We start from the raw sequence: 11,867 nt of genomic DNA, 5'->3' as shown, positions 1-11,867 counted from the left end.
ATTTTAACTTACCAAATTTTAAAGATAAAATGAAAAAAATTTTCAAAATTATTTAAGTAAAAGTTTATGATTTTGAAAAGTGGATAATGAAAACAAATTAATTGCTGCATTACTCATAGGTGTCTTGATGGGTGCTGTAGATTCCACAATTGTTTTACTGGCACTCCCTTCCATAAATTCTGCTTTAGATACCACAATACAAACCAGCATTTGGATTATAATCATCTATCTGCTTGTAACTGCCGTTGGAACAACCCAGTTTGGACGGGTTGGAGATATAATTCCAAGAAAATATATATTCAATGCTGGCTTGATAATATTTACAATAAGCTCAGGCCTCTGCGGTATTTCAGGATCAATATACGAATTAATCGGATTCAGAGGAGTTCAAGCCATAGGTGCAGGATTAATTCAGTCCAATAATGGTGCAATAATAGCAGATAATTTTCCTCCTCACAGGAGAGGGAGAGTATTTGGTTATACCTCCTTTGGTTACAATGCAGGTGCCATGCTGGGAATAGTACTTGGAGGAGTAATAACAACATTCATTGGATGGAGGTACATATTTTACATAAATGTTCCAATTGGGTTTTTTGCCATATACATTGCGTTGAAATATCTAAAGAAAGGGACTCCGGTTAAAAATAAGCTAGATATACTGGGTGCTGTTTTACTTGCATCACTACTAACATTTTTCAGTTATGGTGGAATACAGATAACTTCCAACGGTTTTGACGGAATTGCACAACTATTCATTCTTCTAGGTTTAATAACTACAATAATTTTCATCTTTGTTGAAAGGTTCACCAAAAGACCACTTATACCCTTCCAGGTTTTTAGGATAAGAATACTTTCTTTATCAATAACTGCTGCATTCTTACAGAGTCTTGGCTTTCTTTCTGTTGTATTTCTCATAATCATGTACCTGCAGGGTGCAAGAGGTCTTTCTCCATTTGCAAGTTCACTTCTCCTTCTTCCTGGATACATTGTAGGGAGCGTGCTTGGACCATATTTTGGAAAACTTACTGACAGAATAGGATCAAAAATTCCTGCAACTGCAGGCCTCATAATGATGGGTGTTGCTGTACTCATATATGCACAAATTTCACTTACCTCCACATTGCTTCTCATAATTTTAGCTTCACTGGTTACAGGTATTGGCTCATCACTTTTTTATCCTGCAAACAATAGTGCAGTAATGGCAAATTCACCAAAAGAACTATACGGAATGTCTTCTGGATTCCTGAGAACAATGTCAAATGTTGGGATGGTTAGTAGTTTCATCATATCATTGTCAATCGCATCATTGAGTATTCCAAGATATCTCGCATTTGAGGTATTTGCAGGTACAGTAAACCTCTCAGGCATAAATGAGTCAGTGGCTCAGGCACTAATAAATGGAATTCATTCTGCTCTTTACGTATCATTTGCAATACTCATGTTAGGAGCACTTATGTCCGCGATAAGAGGTGTTGATGCAAGACAGAAAATGAATAGCGGTGGATCTCTTCAAAAGATTGGTTCAAAAAATTGAAATTAAAAACCTGGAAATATTTCCCTGGCATATTTTTCAAGTGTGTCTTTGAAATTGGGATGTGAAATTTTTATCATCTCCCTTGCCCTCTCTCTCAGATCCTTTCCCTTTAACTTGGCGATTCCGTTTTCAGTAACAATATAATCAACGTGAGCTCTTGTTGTGGTTACACCAGCTCCCTTATCAATAAATGGTTGAATTTTGCTAATCCCTTTTGGTGTCATGGATGTGATTGCAATTATTGATATTCCCCCCTCAGAGAGTGATGCACCTCTTATGAAATCCATCTGTCCCCCTACACCTGAAATGATATTCTTTCCAATTGATTCAGCAACCACCTGGCCAGTGATATCAACCTGTACTGCTGAATTGACTGATACCATATTCTTATGTCTTCTTATTACAGATGTATCATTTGTGTATTCCGAGGATCTAAGAAGAAGTTCAGGATTGTCGTCTATATATTTGTAAAGCCTATCTGTACCCTTCACAAATGTTGATACAGAATGGTCCCTGTCAACTGCCTTGTATCTGTTTGTTACTGCACCTTTTTCAATGAGGTTAAGCATACCATCAGAAAACAACTCGGTGTGAATACCAAGTTCCCTATGACCTTCCAGAGCCTTAAGGGCTGAATTTGGAACCGCACCTATGCCTGCCTGGATAACCGATCTGTCCCTTATTATGGATGATACATTTTCACCTATTTCCTGCTCTATCCTTCCACCAATGGCAGGATTTTCTGGATAAATTTTTTCATTTCCCTCTATCACTATGAAATTATCCTGAATCTTGACCGTTGAATCCCCAAATGTTCTTGGAATATTTGGACTCTCTATGAGTATTATTTTTTTGCCAGTCTCTATTGCTCTCCTTATACCTATAACGGATGCACCAGTTGAAACATTACCATGGGAATCCTTTGATGATACTGTGCTGATGACCAGATCAGGTTTAAGATAATTTTCAATAAAATTTGGAATTTCAGAGAGAAATATTGGTATGTATGAAGTCACTCCCTTCAGATATGCTTCCCTGGCATTTTTACCTATGAAAAAACTGAAATCCTTGATCCCCTCTTTTTTTTCATTAATAAAATATTCATCCCCGGAAATCTCTTCATGATAAAAGGAAAGTTGCTTTCCCTTTGAATTTTCAACCATCTCCTTTATGAAATTAATGGGTGTCTGGGGAGCAGATTGCAAGTATATTTTGTCACCGTCAGAAATCACATTATGAAAATCGTCCATTGATTTCATTCTAAAATTATATTTATGTGAGAAATAAACTTTTTTAATTTTTCAAATTCTCCACCCAATTGTCTCAATGTATTTTTTTTCAATAACGTTGGTGGGTTCAACCCATTTCACATCATATCCCTTATTTTTGAAACTTTCAATCAGATCCATGTTTGAAATGCCATCCTTAACCTCGATTTCCATTGATAGATCTTTCTTTCCAGTTATCCTGCCAAGTGACCCGTCAATTTCATCAGGCATCTTCTGATCAAATGTTAGCTTCACAACTCTTACATCCTTAAGGTTTGTAATATCCGCTGCGATCTCTCCATTGTTCAGAATTATTACGCGATCTGCAAGTTCCCTGGCCTCAGACACCAGATGGGTGCTCATAATGACAGTTTTACCCTCCTTTTTGTTTTTTCTGTTTATAATGTCTGAAAATTCTCTCATCCCAGATGGATCCAGACCGAATGTTGGTTCATCAAGTATGAGTATTTCTGGATCCATGGCAAAGGCACAGGCCAGGGCAAGCCTCTGCTTCATTCCCCGTGAATACCCACCGCATTTTGATTCTATGAATGAATCCATTCTTAAAAGTGATGAAAGTGATTTTACCTCTTTTTCTGCCTCTTGCTTGTTGGCACCCTTGATCCTGCATACATTGTATATTATATCAAATCCCTTTAGGTATGGATAAAATTCTGGTAATTCTATGAGAGGCCCAACCAGTTTTAATGCATTCATGGGATCGTTGCTCACATTTATACCCTTTATGAGAAGCTCTCCTGTGGTTGGCTTTATGATATTTGTTGAAATTTTGAAGAATGTACTCTTTCCAGCCCCATTTGGACCGAGCACGACCACAAATTCACCCTGATCAATTGAAAGATTGAAATTTTTGAGGGCTTTGAATTTTCCATAATTTTTTGATAAATTTTTTGCTTCCAGTGACAATGACATTACTTCACCTCCTTCCTTTCAAATAGTATTGTGGCAGCTCCAATTGATACTATTGCATATATTAGCATTACCAGTGCTGCAGTTATTTCAGTGTGGAATGATGCTGGAAATGGACTGTTTGATGTGGTTGTTATTCCAAACTGTAAATTTACAAAAACTCTCTCTATGGCAGTTTCAGCATAGTTTAACAGGTAAAATGGTTTCACCTTATAAAGTAACTCAATCACAATTTCTGCTGCGTTAAAAACTAAAACGTATGTTATTAGCACAACTATGTAAGCATATGTGTTTTTGTTAAATATGCTTGATACCAGGAATGTGAATGCTGAAATTGCGATTATAAAAAGAACTGTTAGGAGAAAAGCATATAGAAAACCAATCACAAGAAATCCGTAAATGTACTGAAAGACTGCCAGTTCAAATACAGTATATACAACAGCTATCAGAATTGTTGCAAGAACAGAAGCAAAATACTTTCCTATCAATAGTATATATCTGGGAATTGGAAGTGTGAACACATGAAATGCTGTTTTAGTTTCTATTTCACTTGAAATGGCAGGGGACCCAAAAAAGACAGCAGCAAAAACAGGGAGATAGGAAAGAATAAAATTCCAGAGCCAAGCAAGAACCCTTTCATATGCAGTCGTACCAACTAGTGTTATACCGCCAGCCTTTGCAAAGGTTGGTATTTTTGATGAATATTTGAATGAAAGGTAAGTCAAGAGTATTGAAACTATAAATGAAAGAATGAGCATAAGATAAAAACTTCTTGAACGGTAATAATTTCTGAAATAATAAACAAATGTCTGACTCAGCAGAGATATTTTATTTGTCATCAGGAAGACATTTTAATATTATATTAATTAATTGCACAAAAAATTTTTTTGTTTTAAATTAATTTTTAAAGTTTATGGATGTGTTCAAAAAATTTCCAATAAATAATAAAGGTTCATTTATTGTTACATAAAAATAGTATGAATTATCAACGGATGATACAAGACTGATCTTTTGAATGAACTGTGCATTTTTGCTCATCTCAAGATTTAATAATCCATTGATTTCACTTTCAAGTGTCATGTTGTTCGATATAATAGTGACATTTCCCAATGTTGTATTCATTTCTCCATATACCCTAAGGTTATCTGACTCAAGTGAAGATATAGTTATACCATTGAGAGCTGAAACGTTTGCTGATGCATTAAATGGTATTGCTGTGAGTTTTCCATATGAAATCAATGCTGAAATGTTTGTGTAAAATGAAATGGTGTTCATATTCACATTACTAATGCCGGGAAGAGTGGAAGGATTGAGAAATATTCCTTTTTCATAAACATAAATGCTGAATTTTACTGAACTCAGGTTGCCTATTGTTAGATATGAGAAAACTGATCCTATGTAAATTGTTTCATTTGTACCAAACAGTGAACTTAGATTTAAACCGGATGCTGATAATCCGTTTACTTTAAGGCCTGAAGCCTGATAAATGCTAAAACCGTAGTATGATTCAACTTTTGTCAATGTAACATTAAATGTATTGTTTTTTGTCTGTACCTTTGATGCAGTGCTGTTTTTGTTCAAACTTACTGTGGAATTGAAATTGGATAGCAAAGCACTCTTTGTCATGGATGTCACAATCCCTGTATTGTTACCATTGCTGTATATTATCTCTGTGGCATTTGCAAACTGCGTTTGAACCACGAGTTTAGAATCTGATGGTACAAATTCATATATTGAATGTGAAGGTTGTGATTCGTAATTATAAAGCACATATCCCGCTGGGACAGTAATGCCTGCAACAATTATTATTGCAATTATGGCTTTTACAGCTGGTATCATTTTTATCATTAAAGTAATGAAAGTAATCAAATAAACGTTATGTAAAAAATTTTTTACATCACTTACCTGATTTTACTATATAAAAGAATACAAAGATTATCTTTTTAAAGATTCTATACCCTTATGAAATATGTAAGATATTGAAATACGGCTGTACTCGTATCCCAGTTGGCGTTTGGAGCAATGACATTTGGGGAGAAAAACCAGTGGAAATTAGGTGGTGTTGGGGCAGAACTTGCGGAAAAGATGATAAAAAAATCATTTGATGCAGGTATAAATCTATATGATACTGCAGATGTCTACGAATCTGGAGACTCAGAGGTATTACTTGGAAGGGCTTTGAAAAACATCAGGCATGAGGTGTTGGTAGCAACCAAGGTAAGAGGAAGAATGGGTCCGGGTATAAACGATCAGGGGCTTTCAATGTATCACATTGAACACTCAATACGGGGTAGCCTGGAAAGATTAAACTTTGATTATGTAGATATTTATCAATTTCATGGATGGGATGCAATTGGAAACCCACAAGAGATGCTTCTCACAATGGAGAAACTTGTGAATGAAGGAAAAATACTTTATCCTGCCGTATCTAACTTTTCTTCATGGCAACTATCAATGCTAAATACAATGGCTGAAGAAAGAGGATTGCAGAGATTCGAAAGTGCACAGATGAACTACAGCCTTTTAAACAGGGATATCGAACACGACATTCTTCAATACATGAATATGAAAAAATATCCCTTCTTGCGTGGAGTCCTCTCCATGGAGGAGTTCTTTCGGGAAAGTACAGGAAAGGTGAAAAACCCCCTGAGAGCTTCAGAATGGGATCTAGAGGTTTCTTTTTCCCCTATTTTGATGAAGAAACAGGATGGAAGATTGTGGATGAGGTGAAAAATATTTCAGAGGAAGTTGGCGCAACCCCTTCTCAGGTCTCCCTGGCCTGGATAATTTCCAAGGGGCATGTTGCAATAATAGGAGCGAGAACATTGGAGCAGCTTGAGGAGAATCTGGAGAGTGTTAATGTGACACTGAAAAAAGAACAGATTGAAAGGCTGGATAAGATAAGTGAGCCCAGACAGGTATATCCTTCATGGATGATACAGAGACAGAACAGCGAGAGGAAAGACACGGTTATTTTGTAGAGACAGAAAAACCATTATTTGAAAGTATTTTCATTATTTTTCTTTTATCTGTAATCTCCCCTGTCAATCCTGTTATTTCAATTTCATTCCTGTTTCTTTTAACCTCAATAACACTTTCGACCCTGCCCCTGTTCACAAGGAGAAATCCCTTTCCTGTTTTAAACAGGCTCTTTATTATATTTTTGAAAACCCTGAAAAACAGATCCCTGGGGCTCACAATAAATGGTTCACCATTGCTTACATTTTCATCCCTTATGTACCCTGTTTCCTCAATATCTGGAAATATTGTATATGTAAGATTCATTTCAGAAATTAACTTTGAAAGAGCCTTTGAATAGAGAGCGTGGTCACTGTTTAATGATAGGGACCTGAAAAGATCAAAATTAATCTGGCCAAAATACTCCAGAATCCCTTTTATGAATTTCTCTGCCGCCTCCTCTTTATCAAATTTCTCTGGAACTATCCTCAATGTTCCATCTGAATTCTTGCATATAACACATGAATCATAAAGTTGAGAAATGATCATTCTACCCTTTTCTATACCCAACCCGCTTTCAAGGATCAGCTCACCCTCTGTGTATCGTTCTCCAATAACCAGTTTAATTATACCTTTCTCTTCCTCACCCATGCTTTTTGATCTCAATGATCTGAAAATTGAAATGGCCTCTATAGGGGCAATTGATTGAACTGCTGCAGGGCCGCAGAAAGTGAACATGAGGTCTGATCGAAGCAGCATATCAACATCAGCCCATGATATCCCATATCTCAGGGATTCGCTGGGCTCTCTTAAACCGAGGATTAGTGAAGGCATGACGTCAATAGCAGTGCCCTGTATTGCTCTTAGTTTTCCATAAAATTTTAATGAATGATTGAAACTGTCCTCAACATACATTATCCTTGCATTTTCTTTTTTACCATTTTTGTATGCCACAGAACCAACTTTTTTGAATCCCAGTTTTTCTATTTGAGAATATAGCTTTGAATTACATTCTGTGAATATTATATCCAGTGGTGAGAAATTCTTTTCCACATATCTTATGACAGAATAAACGGCCCCATCTTTTTCCTCTGATATCTGGTGTATCCAGAATATATTATCCTTTAATTTATAAGAAATGAGACAGTTCATTGCATTTTTTGAAAAAAATGCACCATTGAATGGAGAATCATGAGAAACTACCCTCCTGAAATTTATGAATACAGGATCGTCAATGGGAAGTATTATGTCTTCACCATCAACCTTCTCAAGCGTTCCATAATATGTTCCACCTGATCCTGAATTTTCTTGTATTCCATCCAGGTCACCTTTTTTAATATAAAACCAGAAAGATGACATAATTTCATTTTGCGTCAATGGCCCTGAAAATTTCAGGAGAGTTTTCATAGCATCATTTCTTGTCATTTTTGAAATTCTGCATTTTGAATACATGTTGTTTTCATTCAATGAGACCAGAACCCTGTGTTCAAGACCTTTCATTATTTGTTTAACATCTTTAATATCGATTGAAAGATGCCTGGATATACCATCAAGAGAAGCATTACCATATGAGAGAAAATCAAGAATTTTCTGCTCAGTTTCATTTAAATCCTCTTTCCTAAGCACCTGAAGACACATTGCCATTTTTTCGTTCATAATTGTCATTTTGTGTTTGAAGAAATGACCCCTTAATGTTCTTACTGAGAGAGGTTTTAAACTATCCACTCTTATTTTCATTGAATCTTCCGATACATAAAATCCAATGTTCTCCATGTATTGATCAGGATCACTGTATTTTTTGAGAAATCTGCCTATCCTGTCCCTTGCAGGATCATTATTTTTAAACTCCAGGAGTTTTTCCAGATCCTCCTTTAGAATGTATTGTTTTGCAAATACTGGAGTTATATAATCGAATAATGCAATGCCCTTTGATACCAGTAAATCCAGTGTCTTTGTGATCTTTTCCCTGTCTCCTGGTATTTTTACAAGTATTTCATCCAGGGTCATTGGACCCATGGAATAGAGAAGGGAATGAATCAGTTTTTCGTATGAATAATTATCTGACATTAAGTCAACATTTTCCTCTACCAAATGATATTCCACCTGATCATCCCTGTATTTTCTGTAAATGAGATACATTGATTCAAGATCATTTATTGCAGTTTTAACATCCTGTTCCTGTTTCTTTAATAATGAAGAAATTTCTTTTATTGTTTTACCCTTACAGATTTTAAGAATTTCCATATCAATTTCCTTAAGTTCCCTGACCCTTCTGAAATTTTCACTGAAAAACTTGAATCTGTCTGGAATTGTAAAATAAGTGCTCCTCAAATATATACTTACAAGTTTTCCATCATTTACCAGTTTTCTTCCCATTTCAACAATATTTTCATTTTTCTCAGTTGAATATGGAAATGGAGAGTTGACTCTGTTTCTCGCTATATCTATGAAAGGAAAATATTCAAGAAGTTTCAAGTATGAATCTTCATCATGTACAGATGGAATCTTATTTTTGAAATATTCTTCAACAATCTTGGAATCTTTTATCTTAAAATCCATCAGTTCTGTTCCGTAAACTCTGTCAAGTATACGACTCTGAAGCTCCCTCATCAATTTGGCACGATCCTCCATAAGTACTACGTCACTAACCCCAGCAAGTACCAGTGAGAGTGAAAAGGGAGAAGCCTCTTTCGAATATTCAATTATCTCATAATTTTTACCATCTATGACCTCTTTCACATATTGTTCTGCAGCTGGCACATCCATAAGGTCTTCCATGATCTCACGATATGTTTCCTTTATTACAGGAAAATCTGGAATTTCTTCAAGTGCCCTGAGAAGCCTGTCACTTCTTAATTGCTGGATAGCAGTTGAAACCTCATGCCCCTTATACCTTCTGAGTATCATGAATGAACGAGCGGCACACTGCCTGAATCTTTCCTTAAACACAGTTGTATTTGAAATTGATCTTTTAACAAGATCGGTAAAATTGTATCCGTTTACAAGTGATATTGCAGACCTTATATCCACCTTTTGTTCAAGTGTTATCATGAAACCATCATCTGTCACTGTTATCCTTGTGTTTTTTCCATATGTGTTTGCAATTGCCTGAGCATAGGCTCGTGAAATTGCATCATTGATCCTTCTCCCAAGTGGGATAAAAAATATAATGTTGTAAAATTCATCATCAAAATAACCTTCCACCAGTAACTTTTGGTCTGTGGGCACAAAAAAATTGTTCTGCGCTTTTATGTATGCTATAATGCTCCTTGCCCCGTTTTCATCCACGTGATAATTTTTAATTAGATCCTTAAAAATTTCCTCCCTTTTATTCAGGTTGTTTTTAACATAATCCCTAAACCTTCCTATAAGTGTTCCCAGATCCTTTGATCTGGGAAGCATTTCACCTGTCCATGAAGGGATTGTGGGTTTAAGTCCTGTTGCATCCCTAACTATTACCCGGTTGCCCCTAGTCTTAACAAGGCTGTATGTTCTTGCTCCTAGAACAAATATATCTCCAGTGACCATTCGTTCAACAAATTTATCACTGAGCTGCCCAAGATGCCTTCCGTTGACATCAACAACCTTATAATCCGAATCGTCAGGGATTGTCCCCAAATTCATAAAATAGATCATTCTTGTACTTTTCTTCCTTCCAATTATGTTCTTTTCCTCATCATACCATATTTTTGAAAATATATTGTTATTGTCAATTTTACCTGAAAGGTAATTCACCACGCTCATATAATCTGACCATTTTAGTGTGTGGAATGCATATGATCTTTTCACAACATCGTATGCTTTTCTTATATCCCATTGTGTTTCAAGAACCATTCCGGTTATTATCTGTGTGAGTACATCCAGAGGATTTTCAGGAATGCTGACCCTATCAATTGTTCTATCATATGCTGCTTTCGTAAGAACTGCACATTCAACAAGATCATCCAGGGTAAATACAACGAATCTTCCTGTACTTAAACGTGATATTGAATGCCCTGCCCTTCCAATTCTCTGTAATCCCTTGGATACAGATTTTGGACTTCCAATCTGAACAACTATGTCTATGCTTCCAATATCGATGCCCAGTTCAAGTGAAGTTGATGATATAACACATTTCAGATTCCCCTTTTTTAATTTTTCCTCCACTTGAAGTCTTGTCTCTTTTCCAAGAGAAGAATGATGTGCCTCTATATCCTCTATGCCTCTGGCCTTAAGCCTTACCGCCACCTGCTCTGTTGAACTCCTTGTATTTGTAAAAATCAATGTTGTTTTGTGTGCCTGTATAATTTCAGCCAGAACATCATACATCTTTTCGTTAGCAACTTGAAAATTTGCAGTTGTAAGATCCTCAACAGGGGTAATTGTCATCAGATCAAGCTGCTTTTTTAAATCTATGTCAATTATTTCGCACGGTCTTGGAGTATCCTCCTCGAATCCACATAAAAAATTGGCAATCTTGTCCAGAGGAGCCTGAGTAGCAGAGAGGCCAATTCTCACAAAATTAGAATTGATCTCCTGCAATCTTTCCAGGTTTGCAGAAAGCATTGAGCCCCTTTTTGATGATGAAATTTCGTGTATTTCATCAACAATAACATATCTAAGGTTTTTGAATTTCTCCCTGAATTTTGGAGCGGTCAGTGCAAGTGCAAATGATTCTGGTGTTGTGATCAGTATGTGAGGTGGTTTTTTTAGCATTTTCTGCCTTTCCTTCTGATCTGTGTCTCCGCTTCTTACTGCAACGTTTATCTTTGGAATTTTTAATTTTTTTGTATCTGCAAGTTCATATATCTCTGAAAGTGGCTCCTGAAGATTTTTATTAATGTCATTAGCCAGAGCCTTTAATGGACTTACATATAGACAGAATATTTCATCTTCAAGTTTGTTATCCCTTGCCTTCAGAAATAACTCATTTATTATGGATAAAAAACCTGTTAAAGTTTTACCTGTTCCAGTTGGACTTGATACAAGTACATTTTTGCCCTGGTGAATCAACGGTATTACAAGTCTTTGTGGCTCAGTAAATGAACTGTATTTTGAATCGAACCATTCTGAAATGATACTATCAAGAAATGGGAATATTTCTCCTGATCTGAACCTATGCATTACTTTTCACTTTATTCCAATCTAATAATTTGAAGATATAAAAAAATTGCCAAATAAAATTATACAAAATATTG

General features: G+C 35.9%; 6 protein-coding genes and 1 pseudogene. 2 read left to right on the top strand and 5 right to left on the bottom strand.

Going from position 1 to position 11,867, the window contains the following annotated elements; all coding sequences use genetic code 11:
* Positions 1–79 precede the first annotated feature (79 nt).
* Positions 80–1,534 (top strand): MFS transporter, encoded by a 1,455-nt coding sequence (locus ACNF4Z_RS04010; protein ID WP_458327960.1) that lies wholly within the window; start codon positions 80–82, stop codon positions 1,532–1,534.
* A 2-nt stretch (positions 1,535–1,536) separates the two neighbouring features.
* Here ACNF4Z_RS04010 and ACNF4Z_RS04005 read toward each other — a convergent pair whose 3' ends face one another.
* The 4 genes from ACNF4Z_RS04005 to ACNF4Z_RS03990 are packed head-to-tail and all read right to left on the bottom strand — an operon-like array spanning position 1,537 to position 5,580.
* A complete protein-coding gene (locus ACNF4Z_RS04005) occupies positions 1,537–2,793 on the bottom strand; it encodes an acetyl-CoA hydrolase/transferase family protein (protein WP_458327959.1) in 1,257 nt (418 codons plus the stop codon).
* A gap of 42 nt (positions 2,794–2,835) precedes the next feature.
* The gene (locus ACNF4Z_RS04000) at positions 2,836–3,735 is read right to left on the bottom strand and encodes an ABC transporter ATP-binding protein (RefSeq protein WP_458327958.1); all 900 of its coding nucleotides are present in this window, start codon (positions 3,733–3,735) and stop codon (positions 2,836–2,838) included.
* Positions 3,735–4,571, bottom strand: a complete 837-nt coding sequence (locus ACNF4Z_RS03995) for an ABC transporter permease (protein ID WP_458327957.1) — start codon at positions 4,569–4,571, stop codon at positions 3,735–3,737. Before ACNF4Z_RS03995 ends, ACNF4Z_RS04000 begins: the two co-directional genes overlap by 1 nt.
* Positions 4,572–4,629: 58 nt before the next feature.
* A complete protein-coding gene (locus ACNF4Z_RS03990) occupies positions 4,630–5,580 on the bottom strand; it encodes a hypothetical protein (RefSeq protein ID WP_458327956.1) in 951 nt (316 codons plus the stop codon).
* A gap of 174 nt (positions 5,581–5,754) precedes the next feature.
* Here ACNF4Z_RS03990 and ACNF4Z_RS03985 point away from each other — a divergent pair.
* Positions 5,755–6,713: pseudogene (locus ACNF4Z_RS03985) on the top strand (aldo/keto reductase).
* On the opposite strand, the gene ACNF4Z_RS03980 reads toward ACNF4Z_RS03985, so the two are convergent.
* Positions 6,703–11,793, bottom strand: a complete 5,091-nt coding sequence (locus ACNF4Z_RS03980; RefSeq protein WP_458327955.1) for an ATP-dependent helicase — start codon at positions 11,791–11,793, stop codon at positions 6,703–6,705. The pseudogene ACNF4Z_RS03985 and the gene ACNF4Z_RS03980 overlap by 11 nt on opposite strands.
* Positions 11,794–11,867: the final 74 nt, after the last annotated feature.

This window comes from Caldiplasma sukawensis, assembly GCF_052315375.1.
Classification (GTDB): Archaea; Thermoplasmatota; Thermoplasmata; order Thermoplasmatales; family Thermoplasmataceae; genus Cuniculiplasma.
Note: the sequence above shows the minus strand (reverse complement) of the source record. Positions and strands in the feature narration are given on the sequence as shown.